This is a genomic window from Pseudarthrobacter sp. N5 (genome assembly GCF_050157035.1).
GTDB lineage: Bacteria > Actinomycetota > Actinomycetes > Actinomycetales > Micrococcaceae > Arthrobacter.
In genome coordinates this window covers 2453871-2472562 of sequence record NZ_CP189593.1, presented here as the reverse complement: position 1 = coordinate 2472562, position 18692 = coordinate 2453871, and the positions used below count along the sequence as shown (strand labels likewise).

At 65.3% G+C, this 18692-nt stretch carries 23 protein-coding genes and 2 pseudogenes; 14 read left to right on the top strand and 11 right to left on the bottom strand.

The window, feature by feature from the left end:
- Positions 1-112: 112 nt before the first annotated feature.
- Genes ACQCST_RS11925 through ACQCST_RS11910 form a run of 4 tightly spaced genes read left to right on the top strand, consistent with a single transcriptional unit; the run spans position 113 to position 2718 of the window.
- Positions 113-901, top strand: coding sequence for an alpha/beta fold hydrolase (locus ACQCST_RS11925; protein ID WP_426995991.1), 789 nt, complete (start codon positions 113-115; stop codon positions 899-901).
- On the top strand, positions 901-1542 hold the full coding sequence (locus ACQCST_RS11920) for a dihydrofolate reductase family protein (RefSeq protein ID WP_426995990.1): 642 nt from the start codon (positions 901-903) through the stop codon (positions 1540-1542). The genes ACQCST_RS11925 and ACQCST_RS11920 overlap by 1 nt, the downstream gene beginning before the upstream one ends.
- Positions 1543-1588: 46 nt before the next feature.
- A complete protein-coding gene (locus tag ACQCST_RS11915) occupies positions 1589-2095 on the top strand; it encodes an NUDIX domain-containing protein (protein ID WP_426995989.1) in 507 nt (168 codons plus the stop codon).
- The gene (locus ACQCST_RS11910) at positions 2092-2718 is read left to right on the top strand and encodes a DNA alkylation repair protein (RefSeq protein WP_426995988.1); all 627 of its coding nucleotides are present in this window, start codon (positions 2092-2094) and stop codon (positions 2716-2718) included. Before ACQCST_RS11915 ends, ACQCST_RS11910 begins: the two co-directional genes overlap by 4 nt.
- Positions 2719-2750: 32 nt before the next feature.
- Here ACQCST_RS11910 and ACQCST_RS11905 read toward each other — a convergent pair whose 3' ends face one another.
- Positions 2751-3428 carry an endonuclease/exonuclease/phosphatase family protein gene (locus ACQCST_RS11905; RefSeq protein WP_426995987.1) on the bottom strand — a complete coding sequence of 226 codons (678 nt, stop codon included), beginning with the start codon at positions 3426-3428 and terminating at the stop codon, positions 2751-2753.
- Between the two features lie 221 nt (positions 3429-3649).
- Between ACQCST_RS11905 and ACQCST_RS11900 the strand changes: the two genes are divergently transcribed.
- Positions 3650-4453, top strand: coding sequence for a thioesterase family protein (locus ACQCST_RS11900; protein WP_426995986.1), 804 nt, complete (start codon positions 3650-3652; stop codon positions 4451-4453).
- A 235-nt stretch (positions 4454-4688) separates the two neighbouring features.
- Entirely contained in the window at positions 4689-5435 is a 747-nt protein-coding gene (locus ACQCST_RS11895; RefSeq protein WP_426999163.1) for a lipoate--protein ligase family protein, read from the top strand.
- 21 nt (positions 5436-5456) lie between these two features.
- Here ACQCST_RS11895 and ACQCST_RS11890 read toward each other — a convergent pair whose 3' ends face one another.
- Entirely contained in the window at positions 5457-6113 is a 657-nt protein-coding gene (locus ACQCST_RS11890) for an MBL fold metallo-hydrolase (RefSeq protein WP_426995985.1), read from the bottom strand.
- Positions 6110-7195 (bottom strand): S-(hydroxymethyl)mycothiol dehydrogenase, encoded by a 1086-nt coding sequence (locus ACQCST_RS11885; protein WP_426995984.1) that lies wholly within the window; start codon positions 7193-7195, stop codon positions 6110-6112. Before ACQCST_RS11885 ends, ACQCST_RS11890 begins: the two co-directional genes overlap by 4 nt.
- 216 nt (positions 7196-7411) lie before the next feature.
- Between ACQCST_RS11885 and ACQCST_RS11880 the strand changes: the two genes are divergently transcribed.
- From ACQCST_RS11880 to ACQCST_RS11870, 3 genes and pseudogenes are all read left to right on the top strand, one after another.
- Positions 7412-7648, top strand: coding sequence for a transposase (locus ACQCST_RS11880; RefSeq protein WP_426995983.1), 237 nt, complete (start codon positions 7412-7414; stop codon positions 7646-7648).
- A 108-nt stretch (positions 7649-7756) separates the two neighbouring features.
- Positions 7757-7978, top strand: coding sequence for a hypothetical protein (locus ACQCST_RS11875; protein WP_426995982.1), 222 nt, complete (start codon positions 7757-7759; stop codon positions 7976-7978).
- A pseudogene (locus tag ACQCST_RS11870) lies at positions 7972-8430 on the top strand (transposase); the annotation flags it as partial. The gene ACQCST_RS11875 and the pseudogene ACQCST_RS11870, both read left to right, overlap by 7 nt.
- A 55-nt stretch (positions 8431-8485) precedes the next feature.
- On the opposite strand, the gene ACQCST_RS11865 reads toward ACQCST_RS11870, so the two are convergent.
- From ACQCST_RS11865 to ACQCST_RS11855, 3 genes are all read right to left on the bottom strand, one after another.
- The gene (locus ACQCST_RS11865) at positions 8486-8863 is read right to left on the bottom strand and encodes a hypothetical protein (protein WP_426995981.1); all 378 of its coding nucleotides are present in this window, start codon (positions 8861-8863) and stop codon (positions 8486-8488) included.
- 131 nt (positions 8864-8994) lie between these two features.
- Complete coding sequence (locus tag ACQCST_RS11860; RefSeq protein WP_426995980.1) at positions 8995-9318, bottom strand: DnaJ domain-containing protein; 324 nt, start codon at positions 9316-9318, stop codon at positions 8995-8997.
- A gap of 246 nt (positions 9319-9564) precedes the next feature.
- On the bottom strand, positions 9565-9990 hold the full coding sequence (locus ACQCST_RS11855; protein ID WP_426995979.1) for an Hsp20/alpha crystallin family protein: 426 nt from the start codon (positions 9988-9990) through the stop codon (positions 9565-9567).
- A gap of 135 nt (positions 9991-10125) precedes the next feature.
- Between ACQCST_RS11855 and ACQCST_RS11850 the strand changes: the two genes are divergently transcribed.
- Positions 10126-10422: a MerR family transcriptional regulator gene (locus tag ACQCST_RS11850; RefSeq protein ID WP_426995978.1), complete on the top strand. Its 297-nt coding sequence runs from the start codon at positions 10126-10128 to the stop codon at positions 10420-10422.
- A 190-nt stretch (positions 10423-10612) separates the two neighbouring features.
- On the opposite strand, the pseudogene ACQCST_RS11845 reads toward ACQCST_RS11850, so the two are convergent.
- Positions 10613-10894: pseudogene (locus tag ACQCST_RS11845) on the bottom strand (transposase); the annotation flags it as partial.
- A 24-nt stretch (positions 10895-10918) separates the two neighbouring features.
- The gene (locus ACQCST_RS11840; RefSeq protein ID WP_426995977.1) at positions 10919-11728 is read right to left on the bottom strand and encodes a carbonic anhydrase; all 810 of its coding nucleotides are present in this window, start codon (positions 11726-11728) and stop codon (positions 10919-10921) included.
- 386 nt (positions 11729-12114) lie between these two features.
- Here ACQCST_RS11840 and ACQCST_RS11835 point away from each other — a divergent pair, with 386 nt between their 5' ends.
- From ACQCST_RS11835 to ACQCST_RS11825, 3 genes are all read left to right on the top strand, one after another.
- Positions 12115-12975 (top strand): Tn3 family transposase, encoded by an 861-nt coding sequence (locus tag ACQCST_RS11835; RefSeq protein ID WP_426995976.1) that lies wholly within the window; start codon positions 12115-12117, stop codon positions 12973-12975.
- A gap of 181 nt (positions 12976-13156) precedes the next feature.
- Entirely contained in the window at positions 13157-13678 is a 522-nt protein-coding gene (locus ACQCST_RS11830) for a MepB family protein (protein ID WP_426995975.1), read from the top strand.
- Positions 13679-13830: 152 nt separating this feature from the next.
- On the top strand, positions 13831-14385 hold the full coding sequence (locus tag ACQCST_RS11825; RefSeq protein WP_426995974.1) for a recombinase family protein: 555 nt from the start codon (positions 13831-13833) through the stop codon (positions 14383-14385).
- Positions 14386-14536: 151 nt separating this feature from the next.
- Here the strand turns inward: ACQCST_RS11825 and ACQCST_RS11820 are convergent, their stop codons facing one another.
- The 3 genes from ACQCST_RS11820 to ACQCST_RS11810 all read right to left on the bottom strand — a co-directional run bounded on the left by ACQCST_RS11820 (position 14537) and on the right by ACQCST_RS11810 (position 17580).
- Positions 14537-15304 (bottom strand): ABC transporter ATP-binding protein, encoded by a 768-nt coding sequence (locus ACQCST_RS11820; RefSeq protein WP_426995973.1) that lies wholly within the window; start codon positions 15302-15304, stop codon positions 14537-14539.
- On the bottom strand, positions 15297-16262 hold the full coding sequence (locus ACQCST_RS11815) for a FecCD family ABC transporter permease (protein ID WP_426999162.1): 966 nt from the start codon (positions 16260-16262) through the stop codon (positions 15297-15299). The genes ACQCST_RS11820 and ACQCST_RS11815 overlap by 8 nt, the downstream gene beginning before the upstream one ends.
- Positions 16263-16434: 172 nt before the next feature.
- Complete coding sequence (locus tag ACQCST_RS11810) at positions 16435-17580, bottom strand: ABC transporter substrate-binding protein (RefSeq protein WP_426995972.1); 1146 nt, start codon at positions 17578-17580, stop codon at positions 16435-16437.
- Between the two features lie 206 nt (positions 17581-17786).
- Here ACQCST_RS11810 and ACQCST_RS11805 point away from each other — a divergent pair, with 206 nt between their 5' ends.
- The gene (locus tag ACQCST_RS11805) at positions 17787-18566 is read left to right on the top strand and encodes a DUF6390 family protein (RefSeq protein WP_426995971.1); all 780 of its coding nucleotides are present in this window, start codon (positions 17787-17789) and stop codon (positions 18564-18566) included.
- Positions 18567-18692 lie beyond the last annotated feature (126 nt).

Genomic DNA, 18692 nt, shown 5'->3' with positions numbered 1-18692 from the left:
CCAGGTTGGATGCAACCCGACAACTTCCGTAGTTGGTGACTCTTGAACATCCGGCGGTGTAGGCGTAGAAGTGGACTGCCGGGATTGCCGCACACCCCAGGGAGAGAATTTCATGGCTGACACAGTCCAGTCCGCAGACGGAACCACCATCGCGTACGAGCACACCGGGAGCGGGACTCCCCTCATTGTCATAGGCGGGGCGCTGAACACACGCCAGTCGGCCGCTGCACTGGTGCCACTGCTCTCAGCGGACTTCTCGGTGGTCAGCTACGACCGCCGCGGACGAGGTGAGAGCACCGACACGGCGCCGTACGCCGTCGAACGTGAAATTGAAGACCTTGCCGCACTGGTGGCCGCGGTTGGAACCCCGGCGGTCGTGTACGGGCATTCCTCCGGAGCCATCCTTGCCCTGGAGGCCGGCGCGGCTGGCATCCCTGTCAGCAAGATCGTGGCTTACGAGCCGCCGTACCTCACCCGGCCGGACGCTGGAGAATCCTGGGAGCTGTTTGCAGAAAAGGTGCAGTCCCTGGTAGATCAGGGGGACCAGGGTAAGGCTGTGGAGGAATTCATCCGGCACACAGGCGGGGACTTTGATGAGGGCATCAAACAGGCTCCGTGGTGGCCTGCCCTGACGGCATTGGCGCACACTCTGCCCCACGATCTGGCTCTCACCGGAGACAGCATGGTCCCGGCGGAGCGGCTTTTGCGGATATCCGTTCCGACACTTGCGCTCTACGGCGGTGCGAGTCCTGCATGGGCGGAGGCTTCCGCCGCTGCGGTGGCGGCCGCCGTCCAGAACGGCCGCAAGGAGGTCATCGAAGGCCAGAACCACATGGTGGCCAACGAACTCCTGGCGCCGGTTCTGCGCGACTTCTTCAGCAACCGCAGGGCAGCCGACTGATGGCCAGACTACGGGTCCACAATCTGGCGATCTCGCTGGACGGTTATGCAGCCGGACCGCACCAGGACGTCACCCACCCGCTGGGCGTGGGCGGGCAGCGACTGCACGAGTGGGTGTTCGGTACCGCCACAGGGCGGCGTATGACGGGCGACGACGGCGGCAGCACCGGTGTTGACGACGTCTTCCTGGAACGCGGTGACCAGGGGATCGGCGCCACCATCATGGGGCGCAACATGTTCGGGCCCCACCGCGGACCGTGGGAAAACGAAGACTGGACGGGGTGGTGGGGAGACAATCCGCCGTACCACCACCCCGTATTCGTCCTGACCCACCATGCCCGGCCACCGGTGTCCATGCAGGGCGGCACCACGTTCCACTTCGTCACGGACGGCATCCACGCGGCCTTGGACGCGGCTCTTGATGCGGCAGCCGGAGGCGACGTCCGGCTCGGCGGCGGGGCGGCAACCGTCCAGGAGTACCTGCGGGCCGGGCTGGTCGACGAGCTGCACGTGGCCCTGGTGCCCGTGCTGCTGGGCAGCGGCGAGCGGCTCTTTGACAACCTCGACGGCGGTCCTGCGGGTCTCCAGTTAGCAGAGTTTGTGGCCTCCGAAGGAGTGGCGCACGCCCGGTTTGTTCGATGAGGATTTTGTGCGGTGAGAATTGGCCGGTGCATGCCAGACTGGATTGATGGAACATCTGACCGCAGCCACGTCCAGCGAGCCCCCGCGGTTCCACGGACCCAGGGATCCCGGGGATGCTTGGGTTGAAGGTGACCAGGAGCGCTTTTGGGGCCTGTTCGGTGCTGCCGGTGTCCTGGTACACGACTCCGGCCAAGGCGTTCTGCTCCAGCATCGCGCAGTCTGGAGCCACAACGGCGGTACCTGGGGTCTCCCCGGCGGGGCTCTCCACGAGGGCGAGGACGCTGTAAACGGAGCACTCCGTGAAGCCCGCGAAGAGGCAGCGGTGCCGTCCGAGGCTGTCCGTGTGCTGTTTACCTCCGTGTTCGACGTCGGTTACTGGTCCTACACCACCGTCGCCGTACAGGTCATCAGCTCTTTCGAACCGGCCATCACTGACCCCGAGAGCATCGAGCTGCAATGGGTACCGGTCGCCGACGTTGGCCATAAGGAGCTGCACCCCGGCTTTGCCGCGGCGTGGCCGGCGCTGCGCCGCTCCCTGACACATGTCACGTGAGCGATGCCGGCGAGTTCATCGATACCGCCCTGCAGCGCGAAGGGGATTGGTATCGGGCACAGCAGGCACAAGGGGAAGCGGGCAGCGCGCTCCGGTTCTATGGCTCCTCTGTGGGCGCGGTGCGGGGGACGGTCCGCGATGCCGGCCGCCGTTATCCCCGACTGACGCATGACCAGATCACTGCGCTGGGTTCCGAGCTGTGGGCCATCCCTGTCTTCGAGCGACGCCTTGCCGCGGTTGTCCTGTTGCAATCGAACGTCCGTCTGCTGAAGAACTCCGATCTGACCCGTATCGAGGGATTTGTCCGGGATGCACGACTGCGCGCACTGGTGGATCCGCTCGCCGTCGATGTCATCGGTCCCATGATCGAAGCACTCCAAGGCCGGGGCCTGGTCCGCGCGGAAGGAGTCCTTGACCGATGGGCTGGCGAAGCGGACGTCTGGTTGCGGCGTGCCGCCGTCTTATATCCACTCCGGGCGCTTCGGGCAGGAACAGGCGACCGGGAAGGGTTCATCCGCCGTGCCGCGTCAGTTCTGGCAACAGACCCGGGCACCGGTGAAGACGGAACCGTTGTCCGTGAGGCGGTCTCGCTGGTCCTCCGGGAACTGGCCGCGGCGGGCTGAAACCATGGCGGGCGTAGTGGCTCCCGGCCGGCTCAGTAGTCTTCCCCGTACTCCGCGGTCACCAGGATGGGCAGGTGGTCAGACTTACCACGTGGCAGCGTCTCCACACTTTCAATGTCCAGGCCGAGGGATGTGGCGAAGTCGAAATGCCCCTTGAAGACCTTGTACCGGGTGTAGGTCCGGCGATCGCTGAGCGTCAGGGCGTATCCCGAATTCTTCATGTGGGCATCGAGGTTTTTGGTGAAGAAAGGGTAATTGAAATCTCCTACCATCAGCGTCATTAGCCCGCTGCCCATGGTCAGCAATTCCGCATGCGCAGCATGGATCTGTTTCCGGCGCAGGGAATTAGAGGCGGTCAGTGGTGCTGCGTGGAAGGAACCGATGACCAGCTCATGCTGGGTCTCGTTGTCAATGACGCGTGTTCCGATCAGCCGCTCGTGGGCCGGCGCCAGCACGCGGTCGTGCAAGGACTTCTTCAAAGCAAATGACTTCGTCTCAACGGCCGTGAAGCGGTCTGCACGGTAATAGATCGCCAGCCCGAGCCGGTTTCCTTTGGTCACGTCGGCGAGGTGAAGCGGACCCAGAGTCTCCGGCAGATCACCGGAATCACACTCTTGGAGGCACAGGGCATCGATCTCGAAATTGCCTGCGAGGTGGGCCAATTCGCCGCTCGCCTTGTGCTTGCGCAGGTTGTAGCTAATAACTCGCATCAGTGGAACACCTCTTCCGAGGGTTGCTAAAAGGAACCAGTCACCGAGTCTACCCAGCTGATCGCGCACCACGGAATCATGACGGCCGAGCGCATATCCGTGGCACATTGTTGGGGAACGGGGCGGCCGATCCGGCCCCGGGAACCAGGGCCAGTCACGCCGGGTTCCTTCCGCGGATAGAGTTGGTTGAGATTTAATCGGAACCAGCGAAAGGGTCGACGTTGACCACTGCACTGCCGGAACTTGCCGTGGGCGGCTTCTATTATCAGAAGCTCGGGAATGGACGCTACAGCTCCACCATCCACGCCCAGGGGGCCTGGAACGAGCACGAACAGCACATGGCACCGGCATCCGGACTGCTGGCGGACTGCCTGGAACGGCACGAGCCACGCGGGGACATGCGGATGGCCCGGCTCAGCTATGAGATTCTGGGACTGATTCCCGGCGGCGAGTTCCACATCGACACCACCACGCTCAGGCCCGGTAGGACCATCGAGCTGCTGCAGGCCGAACTGGTGGCAAACGGCCGCACGGCCATCCGCGCAACAGCGTGGCGTCTGGCCACCAGCGATACCTCCGCCGTCGCCGCCGTGGAAGATGCCACCATCCCATCCCCTCATGAATGCGTTCCGTACGACGGCGCCAGCATCTGGCCCGGTGGTTACATCCGCTCTCTCGAGATGCGCGTGGCTGACGGTCACCGCCCCGGCGCGGGGAAGGTCTGGCTCCGCACCGGACATCCGCTGACGGACGCAGAAGACAGCGGAGACATGGCGCGGCTTATGGGCCTGGTGGACACGGCCAACGGGATTGCGGCGCGTGTGACTCCCGGCAAGGACAGCTACGCGTTCCCGAACCTTGACCTGCAGATCCACATGTACCGCAGGCCCCAGGGGGAATGGCTGGGACTGGATAATGCGGTGTCGTTCGGCGCGGACGGAATCGGCCTGACCTCCACCGTTCTCCACGATCTCGCCGGGCCCTTCGGCCGGGCCGAGCAGATCCTGACGCTACGCAGGAGCTGACACCAACAGCCCCGCGGCCGACGGCGGTGAGCCGGCTACCGCCGTCGAGCGCCGGCTGCAGGGCAAATGATGTAGAAGAGCACTGCGTAACCTAAGTTGGGTTTATCCGCCAGCAATCCGCCGACATAACGCCGGTAAAACGGGTTCATGGATTTGCGCCAGACCGCATCGGCAAACGGCGAAGGCGGCGGCGACAACCAGGAATTGCAGAATGACCAAAAGGGAGCTTAGCAACATGCAGCATGTGGGCGGATCACGGATAATGACCGTCGTCCGGCAGGAACACTCATTGGGCGCTGCGAGGGACCTCGAGTTCGGTCTGGAGTTGCTGGGGCAGGCGAAGACAGGCCGGATCGGCCCCACCCTGCGGCTGTACCGGCCCGAACCGACGGTTGCCTTCGGCCAGCGTGACACCCACCTTCCCGGCTTTGAAGCAGCGGCCCGGGCCTGCCGCGATCACGGCTTTGAACCCTTGGTGCGCAAGGCCGGAGGACGAGCCGCCGCCTATCACCAGGGAACGCTGGTGATCGACCACGTGGAACCCAATGCGGATGCGATTGCCGGAGCCAAGCGCAGGTTTGCCTTCTTCGGGGAACTGCTGGCCGAGGCTCTCCGGAGCGCGGGTGTCCACGCCGCTGTTGGTGAAATCCCGGGTGAATACTGCCCTGGCGAATTCAGCGTGCACGCCATGGACCCGGAGTTCCCCACACACCTGGTCAAGCTGATTGGTACCGCCCAGCGGGTGGTGGCCGGTGGCTGGCTGTTCAGCTCCGTGATTGTGGTGGAGAACTCCGCACCGATCCGCGGCGTTCTGACGGACAGCTATGCGGCTCTGGGCCTGGAATGGGACCCGGCCACGGCCGGAGCCGTCAACGACCTCGTGCCGCACCTGGATGTCCAGGCCATCGAGAACGCCGTGATCTCCACCTACGCGGGTTACGCCTCCATCCGGCACGCCGGGTTCAGCAGCCTGGAGGCATAACTCCGCAAAGGTGGACGGCAGTCAGTGCCCTCTGGCAATCCATTCCGCCAGCTGCGTGGCCTCGGCCCCGACGGTGGTGGATTCGCCGTGGCCTGTCCGGACCACGGTTTCCGGCGGGAGGGTCAGCAGCTCCGTGCGGATGGCGTCAATGATGGTGGGGAAGTCGCTGAATGATCGCCCAGTGGCTCCCGGCCCGCCCTGGAACAGTGTGTCGCCGCTGAAGACGGTGCCCTCGCTTTCCAGATAGAAGGACGTTGATCCCGGAGAGTGGCCCGGCGTGTGGAGGGCCTTGAGCGTGGCACCAGCCACCCCGAAGGTTTCACCCATTGCGATGGCGGCGTCCGGATCGACGTCCGGGTAAACGCTGTGCCAGAGCATCCAGTCCGCCCGGTGAAGGTGGACGGGGGCCTGCACCAGGTCCCGGAAAACACCTACCGAGCCGATGTGGTCGTCATGGCCGTGCGTGAGCAGGATGGCTTTGACCGCGCGGCCGTTCACCGCCGCCGCGATCGCCGCCGCATCGTGTGCGGGATCGATGACAACGCACTCGGAGTCATTCCCCACGATCCACACGTTGTTATCCACGTCCCAGGTGCCGCCGTCGAGGGAAAACGTCCCGGAGGTAACCAGCCGGTCAATCCTTACGGCACTGTCCTTTACGTCCGCGCCAGCGTTCACAGTTCCACCACAGAGCGCAGCACAGAACCGGCGTGCATTTTGTCGAAGGCTTCCTCGATCTGGTCAATGGTGATCCGCTCGGTCACAAAAGCGTCCAGATCCAGTTTGCCCTGGCGGTACAGGCTGATGAGCATGGGGAAATCCCGGGACGGCAGGCAATCGCCATACCAGGAGGATTTCAGCGAGCCACCGCGGCCGAAAACATCCAGCAACGGCAATTCGAGGGTCATCTCCGGTGTGGGGACACCCACCAGTACCACTGTGCCGGCAAGGTCCCGGGCATAGAAAGCCTGTTTGTACGTTTCGGGACGTCCGACGGCGTCAATCACCACATCTGCGCCGAAACCGCCGGTGAGCTCCCGGATGCCCTCCACCGGGTCGCTTAACGAGGAGTCAACAATGTGGGTGGCGCCGAGTCCCTTTGCCCGTTCGAGTTTCTTGGCATCGATGTCCACGGCAATGATGGTGGTGGCGCCGGCGAGCGCGGCTCCGGCGATGGCCGCAACGCCAACCCCTCCGCAGCCGATGACAGCCACGGAGTCACCGCGCTTGACACCTCCGGTGTTGATCGCGGCGCCGAGGCCGGCCATCACACCGCAGCCGAGCAGGCCGATTGCGGCAGCATCGGCGTCGGGGTCTACCTTGGTGCATTGGCCGGCAGCCACGAGGGTCTTTTCGGTGAAGGCGCCGATGCCCAGGGCAGCGGAGAGCTCGGTGCCGTCCTCCAGCGTCATCTTCTGGGTGGCGTTGTGGGTGTTGAAGCAGTACTGGGCCTGACCGCGGCGGCATGCCCGGCAAGTGCCGCAGACTGCCCGCCAGTTCAAGACCACACGGTCCCCGGGGGCGACATCGGTGACGTCCGGGCCGACGGCGCTGACGACGCCGGTGGCTTCATGGCCTAGCAGGAACGGAAAGTCATCGCTGATGCCACCCAGTTTGTAGTGCAGGTCGGTGTGGCAGACGCCGCTGGTGAGGATGTCAACAAGTGCCTCGCCTGGCCCGGGATCCGGAACCAGGATGGTTTCGAGAGTGGCCGGGGCGCCTTTGGAACGGACTACGACGCCTTTGACTGCATGGACCATGTATATCTCCCTTGAGCATCTCGGAATGCGGACGGATGTCCGCTATCGACATTCCACTGTCTATCACAGCGGGCAGACAGGATTCTAGAGTGTGTTGCGCTCTCCGCTACATGTTGCGCATTGATATACACATGCGAGGGGCCGGGTAATCCGGCCTCGGGGACCATCTGCGGCCGTATGGTTTTGTGAGACAGCTTGTTATGAGCCTTTTCTCGCATGCCCGACCGAAAGAAATATATGCAGCAGTTCAGGGACGAAGCCGTTGAGCTGGTGAGTTCCTCAGGCCGTCCGATCGCCCAGGTGTGCGTCGATATCCGGGTCAACGTGGGCACGCTGGGCAACTGGGTGCGCAAGTACCGGAGGATCATCCGGAACGGTTCGCCGCCGGCGAGGAGAAGGCACCCGTGTCCTGGGAGGAGCAGCAGAAGGCGTTGGGGGAGATTTCCAAGCTGAAGCAGGACGTTGAGTTCCTGGGAAAAGTCAGCGCCTTCTTTGCAGCGATGCAACGGTAGAGGAGTTCTACCGGTTCATCGAAGCGGAGAAGGCGAACCATCCGATCGCGTGGTTGTGCCGCGCCTTGAAGGTCTCCGGGGCTCGTTCTACCGGTGGCGTAACCCGGCCGGCCCGTCGCCGCGGGCTGTGCGGCACGAGCAGTTGGCCGCTGGGGTTACCGGGTTGTTCGAGATAGATAAGGGCCGTGCCGGCCGTGACCAGCTGACCCTGATGCTCAATGCCAAGGGCGTGGAGGTCTCCGCCCCGACGGGGGGCGCGATCATGCGCTAGACGGGCCTGCGGGCCGTGCGCACCAGGGCGTGGAGGTCTCCGAGCACCGGCACGCCCGGACCCTGCTGGGCATGCCCGGCTTCGGTCCGGTCCTCGCCGCGGAGTTCCTCGGCGCCACCGGCGGAGACCTCTTTGAAACCGCGGACCGGTTCGCCGGCGTCGCCGGACTCGCACCCGCACCCCGGGACTCCGGCAGGATCACCGGCAACCACCACCGCCCCCGGCGCTACGACCGCCGACTCCTCCGGGTGTTCTACCTCTCCGGGCTGGCGGCCCTGAAAAGCTGTCCCGCCTCCCGGATCTACGACGACCGCACACGCACCGAAGGTAAAACCCACATCCAGGCCATGCTCTCCCTGGCCCGGCGCCGCCTCAACGTCCTCCGGGCCATGCTCCGCGACGGCACCACCTACACCCCGGTCCCTGCGCCGGCAGCCCGGCTGGCCGCCTGACCCGTTAATCTCTGGCACCCCAGTGAACTGCAGCCGCCACGGGGGCACGACTGTCCTACAGTTGGGTGCCGTAGATGAATGCCTTCGCGTGGTCTACGGCCTTTCTGAAGGCATCGTTGCGGAGGGTGATCTGTTCTTCGGTGTTCGTCTTGCCTGCCTCGGTATAGGGGGTGTGCCCGGGGCGCAGTACCCAGATGTCCCCGGCGGGCGGAAGGTAGAAGACGCCGAAGGATCGGTGCCCGGGGTCTTCGGCCCAGATGGGGACCACAGCTACCGCAGCACCGGTGTCCGCGTTGATCCATTGGGCCCGGGGCAGGGGTTGTTCGTGGACTTCGGGGTCCAAGAACGGGGCCGTTCCCTTGCCCCAGCGTTGTTCAAACCGTTCGTAAAACGCCGGCATCAGCTGGTCATCGTACGGATGCCAGGCGCTCATGGCAGTTTCCTTTCCAGTCGGTGTGGTGGACGGTGCGGCGGACGGGGAGGCCGTGTCGGATTCATCGGTGTATCCACAAGAGAATCCGGTACCCGCCTAGGGCGGCGGGTGGTTCAGTCTTGCTGCCCCGATCAGGGTCCAGTCGGACGGTTCTGGCGAGCCGCTGGCCTGCTGTCTGCGGGCCGGTGCGGAGGTCCAGGCTCCGGCAATGGAGGCCTCTGCCGCTGCCGGTCGAGGGCGGGCCGCTTACCGGGGTCCCCCAGGACGGCATAGGCGTCCATGATGTCGTGCAGTTCCTGTGCTCTGGACTCCCGTTCTGCGGGCACGGCTTCGGCCGGGGTGGTGTCGGGATCATGGGTGCGCATCAGGGCCCGGTAGGCGCGTGTTACGTCACCGGCGGTCCCTGCTGGACCCGAGTGGAGAACGTCGTATGGATCCGGGCTGTGTTCTTTCATGGTCCGGGTTTTTCGTCTGCTGTTCGTTTCCTGTTCGCGCCAGGGGCCCCGGGAGGGCTGGGTGCTGACGTGTGGGGATGGTCCCCGGCCCGTGGGGCCGGGGGACCATCGGTGCGGGAGGCATCGTCGGGGGCCGCTTATTTCGGTGCGCAACTGGCGCGGTGGCGTGGCTACTGTGTGCATCGCCCTTTTACTCTTACGGCGGCCGGTCCAATGCTCCCGGTCCTGCGGGCCTGACCCTGGGGATCAGGCGTTGATTTCCTGGCGCTGGTTCTTCTCGGATGCGATCTCGATGCGGCGCGGTTTGGCCTTTTCGGCCACGGGGATCCGCAGCGTCAGCACCCCGGCGTCGTAGCTGGCCTTGACGGCGTCGGTATCCAGGGCATCGCCGAGGATAAGTTGGCGGCTGAAGACACCGCGGGGCCGTTCGGCGGCGATCAGTTCCGTCTTTTCACCCGCCGGGTCCTTGCGCTCGGCCTTCACCGTCAGGACGCTGCGTTCGATATCGATGTCCACCGAATCGACGGCAACGCCGGGCAGGTCGAAGGCGACGACGAATTCTTCCCCGTCCTGCCAGGCGTCCATAGCCATGGCGGCCGGCCGGGCTGTGGTGCCGAGGACCTGCTGGGCGAGCCTGTCGAGCTCGCGGAACGGGTCGGTACGCATCAGCATGGTCTCCTCACTCCTTACAAATCGTTCCTTAATCATTCAGTTCCAGGCGCTTATCTGTTGTGGCTGGAATATATTTTTATAGCACTGGAGTGAAACTGGCGCAACGGGTTTTTCCAGGGTTTTGATGAGGATCTGATGGAGCCAGACACCGGGAGAAGGACGGCGGTATATGCCATCTCGGTCGCCGCCGAGATGGTGGGGACAGGTCAGCAGAACCTCCGACTTTATGAGCGCAAAGGCCTGCTGGAACCCGGGCGGACAGTCGGGGGAACACGCCGCTACAGTGAACAGGATCTGGTGACCCTGCGCCGGATCAGCGCACTGCTCGAGGATGGTCTGAACCTGGCCGGTGTCCGCGTCGTCCTTGAACTTGAAGCGGCCAACAGGTGCCTGCAAATGCAATTGGCTGCCGCCCGGCACCGACGGGGCTAAGTGTTTTACCCACGGAGGTTAGTGACATGCGGCGTGGCTAAGCCTTGATCCACCGAGCGGCCTGAGCAGATGGTCTGAATCCGGTATCGGCGGTTTTGCGGACTGGGGGGCATGCCGGGATGGTCGGCCTTGCTGCCGTTAGGGTTCCACTGGTGGTCCTGGTTGCGCCGTGTGGCTGGTTGGTGTGGGTTCACACCGATTGCGGCGGCGGGTAGAGGTGGTCGAAGAGGGTCTGCCATGGTGTTTGCCAGGGCCAGGCTTCTGGGAGATGAAGGCGGATTTTCCCGGCGCTGGTGGCGATGCGGGCCGGGACGTGGATGAGTTTGCGGCGGATCGTGCCAGTCCTGGCCTTGCCGAACGGACCTGCGGCGAGGAGCCCGGCGGCGCGGGTGAGGTTATAGGCCATGACCGCGGTAACCAGCCAGGCCGAGTTCGCCGCGAAAACACCTGAGGGCATGTGGGCCAGGGCCGCCGTCGCGCGCTGCGCGGTTGAGCCCTACTGGTCGACCTGCACGGCGTCGCGGCCGTTCAGCGGCTGGACCGGCCGGCTGTTGCCTGAATGGGCCGTCCGCAGCGTGGCGATCTGCTCCGCTCCGAGCTCGATGGGCGTCTCCAGCAGCAGCCAGCGCACGCTTTCCGAGCAGGGGGGAGTGGTGAGGCTGCCGTCGTACGCGAAGTGGTCCAGGGACGCCGGGAACAGTGCCGCGAGGTCGACGATGCCGGCCGCCACCTTCTGCCCGCCGGCTGCGGTGGGTGCCGCGTCAATGAACGGCGCCCACGCCGCATTGACGGCCCCCGCTGTGGCGAGGACCCCGACGACGGCGAGCCCGGCGTCGTCGGCCTGGTGGACAAAGTGGAACTCGGCCTCGTGCCGGACGCCGTTCAGCGTGTGCTCGGACGGGGCATGGAAGTGCATCTGCTTGAAGGCGTACTGCTTGCCGCCGACGGTGATGCTCTGGGGCTTGAGGGCGCGCAGCTCGGTGGTGTGGCCGTTGTCCGTAACCTCGACTTCCGACGCCGAGTAGGCCCGGGTGAGCGGCGGCCGGGAGCGCACGGAGCCGCTCCGCACATCAATGGGGGACTGGGCTGTCCCGGACGAGCAGGAGCCGAAGTCGGAGCTCAGGGTGCCCCAGTTTTCGGTCCCTTCGGCCCCTTCGTAGGACCAAGAATGGGGCGCCTGGGAGGATGCCGCGGTGCCGGTGCCAGTGCCGGGGGCGGACTTGGTGCAGGCTGTGACAAGTGCCAGCAATCCCAGGCCGGATCCAACAATCAAAGACTTCCTGGTCATCATCGTGGCGCTGCGCATTTCCATCCTTCGGTTTGTCGTGGGCCAGCGGGGAGGGTCCGGGCTGGACATAAGACAAGTACCACGGGAGGTGGCGGCGGGTCTTGTCACATCTGCTCCCAATCCTGGGCCGGCGCCGAACCAGCGGACGAGGGCCGCACTGACGTGACGCCGTCGTCGTTCCCGTGAAGGCGGCGGTCAGCGATCGGCCACTGCGAATTCCGGCGCGGGGTGATCTCCAAGCCTTGGTCCACCGATGACGATCGGGGCGCTGACGGCGGCCTAACCGAGAATGCCTGTCTTTTCAAGGAAAATGAAGCGCCCCAAGCCCCGATCCACGCATCCAAACAAAAACGCGGGCCGGCCAATCAGACCGTCGGTGGATCAAGGCTAAGTGACATGAAGACGTGACCTGGCTGAACATGATCTCCGATCAGTCCGTCGGGCTGGCGGCCGAGGGTGTGCCGGGCACGCCGAAGGACACCCTTCACTTTGTGGATCTGCTCTACAACCCCGACGGCGGCCAGCGGCCCGAGGAGCTGATCACCAACCAGGGTTCCTACTCCGGCATCGTGTTCGGACTGGTCACCTTGCTGAGGTTCGACTACCGGCCGGTCCTCGCGGACCTGCCCGACGCCAAGCTCTGGCGGATCAACCGTTCAGCCGACTACGGCCGGCTCGACAGGACCGCCCGGGGGAAGATCGACGTTGAGAAGGTCCGCCGGCATTGGCCGCACATCTGCCGGATCGCCGCTTCGATCCACACCCGCGAGGTCTCCGCCCACGATGTGATCCGCATCCTGCAACGCGACGGCCGTCCGACCGATCTGGGCAACGCGGTGGCTCACTACGGCCGGATCTTCAAGACCCTGCACGTCCTCACCTTCGTCGATGACCCGGCCTACCGCCGGGAGATGAAAGCGATGCGCAACCTCCAGGAGGGCCGCGACGCCCTGGCCAGGCACATCTTCCACGGCCGCGAGGGCAAGCTCCACCAGGCGTACCGTGACGGGCAGGAAGACCGACTCGGCGCCCTGGGCCTTGTGTTGAATTGTGTGACGTTGTGGAACACGGTCTACCTCGACCACGCCCTGACCGCGCTGCGGGAACAGGGCTACCCGGTGCTCGATGCCGATGTCGTCCGCCTGTCGGCGTACGTGCGCCGGCACATCAACGTCCACGGTCACTACTCCTTCCAACTTCCGGACCTCGCCGGCGGCCGGCGCACTCTGCGCGATCCCGACCACCGCGACAGCGACGGGGAGTAAGAAGAGCCTGAGAGGGGTCGCTGCAGAAAACGGATCGCATCGTAGGCTAGTAAGTTGGGTAACAATGTCAACTGAACTCGGACCCAGGATGGCAATCTAAGGCGAGACCATCTGAGTGGGGTGTTGCGTGATCACAAACTAGGCTGGGACCACTGTGGGGAGGTGACTTTCCCCCAGAGTCGTGCTGATCGGAGTTGTTGTGGTGTCTGTTGTTCTTCATCCGGATGTGGCTGTTGCGATTGAGGTGTGTGATCGACTCGGTGCGGGGCGTCTGGCGGTGGCGCCGGAGCCCGACAACGCCGAGTACGGCGCTGTGGTCTCAGTCACCGGCGAGACGCGGTTTCGGGCGGGCAAGCTGACACCGACGAAAGTGGGATTGTTCGTCACGGTGTGGCGGCGCGCCAGTGACGGGTCAACCGAACCATTGTCGGCCGAAGACGGTTCGCAGTCGCTGGTGATCGCAGTTCGAGAGGGCGACAACTTCGGGCTCTTTGTTTTGCCGAAGAGCGCGCTCGTTGAGCGCGGGATCGTTGCTATTAGTGGCGTTGGCGGGAAGCGCGGGTTTCGGGTGTATCCGCCGTGGTCAGCGACGGAAAACCCCCAGGCGAAGCGGTCTCAGAAGTGGCAATGCAGATTCTTCCTCGACCTGGGCGATTGGGACGTCGACCTGCAACGGGCACGCCGTCTCTTTGATGCGACCTAGGCATCGCTACAGAAATCGGCCAATAAGGGGTGTCGGAAAACGACCATCTACCGACACCCCGTCCCTGCCGGCGACACGCCGCGAAATCCATGTCGAAAACGCGCGCCGGAAATCAACGTCGGCAAGCCCTGTGCTACGGGTATTAGCGACACATGTTGATCGGATATGCGCGCGTCTCCACCGCCGACCAAAACCCCGACCACCAAACGGACGCCCTCGCCCGCGCCAGCGGTGCCAAAGCCAGCAGGCCCGAGCTCGACAAGGCCCTCACCTCCGCCAACCGGGCCGGTGACCAGCTCGTCATCACCCGCCTCGACAGACTTGGCCGGTCGGTACTCCACCTCGTCACCCTCGGCGCAGCCCTCCGGGAACGTGGTGTGGGATTGCGTGTCCTCGAGCAGGGCATCGACACCACGACCGCGGAAGGGCTGGCCATGTTCGGGATGCTCTCCGTCCTCGCCGAACTCCAACGAGAACTCATCATCGCCAACACCCGCGACGGCCTCGCGGCCGCCCGCGCCCGCGGACGAACCGGAGGAAGACGCCCCAAACTCACCCCCGACCAGGCCCACCACGCCCAACAGCTCTACGACGCCGGGGACCACACCGTTCAGCGCATCGACGATCTGCTTCAGGTCCCGCCCTCCACGATCTACGGCCACCTCGACAAAGCAAGCATCGGACGACGCCCCACCCCAGCGCCGTGACCCGGCGTAACAGCGGCGCCGACCAGAACCTCTACTACCTGGCCCCACCGGCTTAGCATGACTTTCCGCTTGGTCCTCAAGCCCCCCCAACCCCCGTTGAGGTGGCAGCTCGCGCCCATGTTTTCGAAAGACATGGGCGCGAGCTGCCACCTCAACCTGTTGGCGGGGTACCGGGCGGGGCCACATCGAAGTGCGCCACCACCGTGCGCCGGGACTGCCCGCCGTCGTCGTAATCAACCGTGGAGACCCGGACGCCGTACAGTGCGGACAGCTCCCGGGCCGTGAGCAGCTGGGCAGCCGTGCCCGCCTGGACGCGGTCCCGGCCCATCAGCACCACCGAATCTGCCAGATACAGGGCGTGGTCCGGGTGATGCGTGCTGAGCAGCATGGACAAGCCATCCGCCAGCAGCTCACGCAACAGTGTCAGTACCCGGGCCTGGTTCTTCAGGTCCAACCCGGTGGCGGGCTCGTCCAGGACCAGGATGGGGCAGCCCGCGGCGATGGCCCGGGCAATCAGCACCAGTTGCTGCTCGCCGCCGCTGAGTGTGGGGAAGAGCCGGTCCGCCAGCGCGCCGATGCCAACCCGTTCCATCGCCCGGGCCGCCGCCGCGGTGTCCGAGGGACCCGGCGAACGGAAAACTCCTACCTTCCGGGCACGCCCCATCAGGACCATGTCCAACGCCCGGTACGCGAATGCGCTGCCGTGCGCCTGCGGCACGTATCCCACGGTGTCCAGCCGGTGCACCTGGCCCTCCTGCGGCTTGAGCAGGCCGGCGGCACAGCGGACCAGCGTCGTCTTGCCGGCGCCGTTGGGTCCAAGCACGGCAGTGGCGGTCCCGGCCGGAACCGTGAAACTCAGTCCGCGGAACACCCAGCTCTGGCGGGAGTAACCGAAGCCGGCGCCGGCCAGCTCAAGCACTGTCCCAGATCCTGTCCCGGTTGCGCCGCAGCAGCAGGAAGAAAACCGGGGCGCCGATCAGTGCGGTGAGGACTCCCAGCGGGATCTCCCCGGCCGTCGCTGTCCGGGCGATGGTGTCCACCGCAATGATGTACGCCCCGCCCATCAGGAAGGAGACCGGCAGCAGCACACGGTGGTCCGGTCCCACCCACATCCGGGCCAGGTGCGGAATCACCAGCCCCACCCAGCTGATCGCACCGCTGACCGCCACCGCACCGGCCACAATCAGGGCCACCGAGACCAGCACCACCCAGCGCAGCGTCCGTGGCCGCAGCCCCAACGCGGCCGCATCCTCGTCCCCGAGCGAGAGCACATTGATGCGCCAGCGCAGCGCCAGCAGCACAACCGTGCCCACCAGCACCGGTCCCGCAGCCACCAGCACCTGCGCGTAGGTCGCCGATGCCACACTGCCCAGCAGCCAGAAGACAATGGCGGGCAGTGTGGTGAAGGGGTCCGCAATGTAGGTCACCAGGGCAACCAGGGCCGAGAAAAAGGACCCGGTAACCACACCGCCCAGCACTATCATCAGCATGGGTGTGCCGCCCTTGCCCGAGGTGATCAGGACCAGCAGTCCCAGCGCGCCCAGGCCAAACAGGAACGAAGAACCGACCAGCAGCGCGGAGCCCACACCAAGCAGCAGGGCCAGCGCGCCTCCGAATGACGCTCCTGCGGAGACGCCGATGATGTCCGGGCTGACCAGCGGATTGCGGAAAATGGCCTGCAGCGCCGCCCCGCCGATCGCCAGCCCGCCGCCCACCAGCAGGGCCAGCAGCACCCGGGGGAGACGGACCAGCAGCACCACATTCTGTTCCGCACCGCTCACCGGCGACCTGCCGGGCACCAGGCGCGAGGCCAAGGTCTGCACCACATCCCAGAACGGAACGTTGTAGCGTCCCATCGCCAGCGCCAGTAAACCCACAACGACAAGGACGACGGCGGTCCCCGCCACCGCGCCCGGGGCGCGCAGGGCCGGCCTCCGGCCGGAGGGCTGACGCGGGCCGGAGGGCTGACGCCGGTTCAGGCGGCCAGAGGGTTCGCCCGATGCGGGCCTGCCGGGCGGATCCCCGCCGCTCGGCCACCCGGTGCGCGGCTCATGAAGCATCGAATTGCCCGTAGGCGGCCGACCGGCCGTTCACATCGGTCCAAAGGATCTTGTCAATCTGCGCCGGGCTGGGCTGGCGCGCGTAGAGGAAATCGTAGTAGCCGGCCACTTTGCTCCGCAGCTGGGATTTCTGCGGCTGGGGGAAGCTGATGTCCGAAAGCCAATGCCACATCAGCGGGGATTCCTGCCCGGGCGGATCCCACCGGTAGCCTCCCAGCGGCACCTTGTAGACCCGCCGCGCACGCACCGCGGCGATGGTCTGCCAGATGGGGTTGGAATAGATGTCATTGGGCATCGCGCCGTCGAAGTTGCCCAGCAGGATGACCTCCGGATCCCAGGCCAGCACCTGCTCCACGTCCACCCCCACCATCCCGGAGCCCTTGACGCCCTGCTGGCCGGAGGCGGGATTGGTACCGCCCACCAGCTTGATGTAAAAGTCGTTATAGCTGTTGGTTCCCGCCACCTTCAGGCCGCCGGTGAAGCGGTTGAAATACAGGATGCGCGGGCCGGCCTGGGTGCGTCCGATGGCCGCCGACTGTACTTCCTTGAGCTCGGCATCGCTGCGGGCCTTGATCTGCGTGGCCCGGTCCGGTTTGCCGAGCATCGCGGCGAACAGCGCAATCCAGGCGTCAACATCCTGCTGCGTCCCGGTATTGTTCAGGCCAACAACCTTCAGCCCGGCGTTCTCCAGGGGGGCGGTGAGCTGGGAATCGCTCCACTGCACGACGACGTCCGGGTCCAGGGCCCGAACGCTTTCCACATTGGGGGTGAAATCCTGGGTCGCGATGTCATGCGGGATCTTCAGTGCCGCCGGATGGAGCTGGCCCATGATGCCGTCCCGCATCGCGATCCAGGACGCATTGTGCATTGCTGCGAGGTGGTCCGCGCCCTGGTCGACGGCCACCAGCAGGGATGCCGCGGGCATCGGTATGGTCACCACGCGGGTGACGGGCCCGCTGAATGTGATGGTTTTGCCTCGCTGGTCCTTGACACTGATCGGATCCGCGGCCGCCACCGTTGGCGGCTGGGTGCCGGCGGATGAACCGGGCTGGCCGCATCCGGACAGCAGCACCGCGCCACCGCCAAGAATGATGCCGCGCAACACCGAGCGCCGGACAATCTCACCGGGATCCAACGCCCACCTCCTGTACGAGGGAAACGATCGTCTTGCACGCCGGGCGTGCAGGCCTCCAGCATGCACCCGGGTATCAACGCTGTCAACGAAGCGGAAGCTGACCGGCTGGCGGTGGAACCGTCCGGCGGGTCCGCCGGGGGATTCCTTGTGGCCCGCCGGGGGAGATGCTAGCGTCAGGTAACATCCTTAGGGAACGAGGCCAGAACATGGTTATCGATGGCGCCCAATTGTTTGTCCGTTATGCCTACCCGCCCAACTCCCGGGGCAGTTGCGGGCCGCCGGACAGTGACGCCTTGCTTCACTACGGACAATCCGGCGTGACCGACCCGGGACTGCGCGAGCTGGCAAAAGGCTTCGCCGGTGCGTGGCCCTACCTGGAACTCATCGCCGCGGCCACGGGCATCCGCGATCCGCTGGACCACCGCGTCGTCGAGGCCTACTGGGTGGGCAACGCGCTGTTGGATAGCATCGGCGTCACGAATGTTGGCAACTCCATGGAGGAGCGGTTCCGCGCCCGCACCGGACGGCAGTTTCCGCACCTGGTCGAGGGCGTGCTGGCCGGTGGCGTCCCACACCACAGTTTCCACGTTTTTGAGGTCTACCCGTGGCTGGGACTGCTGCGGGATGACCGCCGCTACGCCACGGCACTGAACGTGCTGGACAAATGCCGCATCAGATGGGGCGACGTCCTGGCCATCACCGGAGACGAGGCGGTAGTGCGTTCCCGTCCGCTGGCGTGGGACGGCAGGATCCTCTCGCTCGGCGAGGCCCAGCTGGAAACGGCCAAATATGCAGTGGCAGGCTCCGGCTTCGTGGCCGGCCTGGCGGTGGGGGACGTGGTGTCCCTGCACTGGGACTGGGTGTGCGACCGCCTTACCCCCGGACAGCTGCACCAGCTCCAGCTCTTCACCAGCCGGCACCTGAGGATCGCCAACAGCGGGGTCGAACACCGCGGCACGGCAATCGCTCTGGAACGCTACATCTAGGAAGCGAATTTCAGGCGCATGACTGATTATGGCAGTTTGAATGGGTACCACTTTGGCAGCCTGACTTGAGCCCACCTCGCGACTCGCCGGAGCACTAATCGCAGTTTCACTTGAGCCCACCCCACC

Excerpts from the sequence above, each read along its gene's own strand:
- ACQCST_RS11925 (WP_426995991.1), top strand. The coding sequence starts at position 113 with ATGGCTGACACAGTCCAGTCCGCAGACGGAACCACCATCGCGTACGAG.
- ACQCST_RS11920 (WP_426995990.1), top strand. The coding sequence starts at position 901 with ATGGCCAGACTACGGGTCCACAATCTGGCGATCTCGCTGGACGGTTAT.
- ACQCST_RS11915 (WP_426995989.1), top strand. The coding sequence starts at position 1,589 with ATGGAACATCTGACCGCAGCCACGTCCAGCGAGCCCCCGCGGTTCCAC.
- ACQCST_RS11905 (WP_426995987.1), bottom strand. The coding sequence starts at position 3,428 with ATGCGAGTTATTAGCTACAACCTGCGCAAGCACAAGGCGAGCGGCGAA.
- ACQCST_RS11895 (WP_426999163.1), top strand. The coding sequence starts at position 4,689 with ATGCAGCATGTGGGCGGATCACGGATAATGACCGTCGTCCGGCAGGAA.
- ACQCST_RS11885 (WP_426995984.1), bottom strand. The coding sequence starts at position 7,195 with ATGGTCCATGCAGTCAAAGGCGTCGTAGTCCGTTCCAAAGGCGCCCCG.
- ACQCST_RS11880 (WP_426995983.1), top strand. The coding sequence starts at position 7,412 with ATGCCCGACCGAAAGAAATATATGCAGCAGTTCAGGGACGAAGCCGTT.
- ACQCST_RS11865 (WP_426995981.1), bottom strand. The coding sequence starts at position 8,863 with ATGAGCGCCTGGCATCCGTACGATGACCAGCTGATGCCGGCGTTTTAC.
- ACQCST_RS11860 (WP_426995980.1), bottom strand. The coding sequence starts at position 9,318 with ATGAAAGAACACAGCCCGGATCCATACGACGTTCTCCACTCGGGTCCA.
- ACQCST_RS11855 (WP_426995979.1), bottom strand. The coding sequence starts at position 9,990 with ATGCTGATGCGTACCGACCCGTTCCGCGAGCTCGACAGGCTCGCCCAG.
- ACQCST_RS11850 (WP_426995978.1), top strand. The coding sequence starts at position 10,126 with ATGGAGCCAGACACCGGGAGAAGGACGGCGGTATATGCCATCTCGGTC.
- ACQCST_RS11840 (WP_426995977.1), bottom strand. The coding sequence starts at position 11,728 with ATGCGCAGCGCCACGATGATGACCAGGAAGTCTTTGATTGTTGGATCC.
- ACQCST_RS11825 (WP_426995974.1), top strand. The coding sequence starts at position 13,831 with ATGTTGATCGGATATGCGCGCGTCTCCACCGCCGACCAAAACCCCGAC.
- ACQCST_RS11805 (WP_426995971.1), top strand. The coding sequence starts at position 17,787 with ATGGTTATCGATGGCGCCCAATTGTTTGTCCGTTATGCCTACCCGCCC.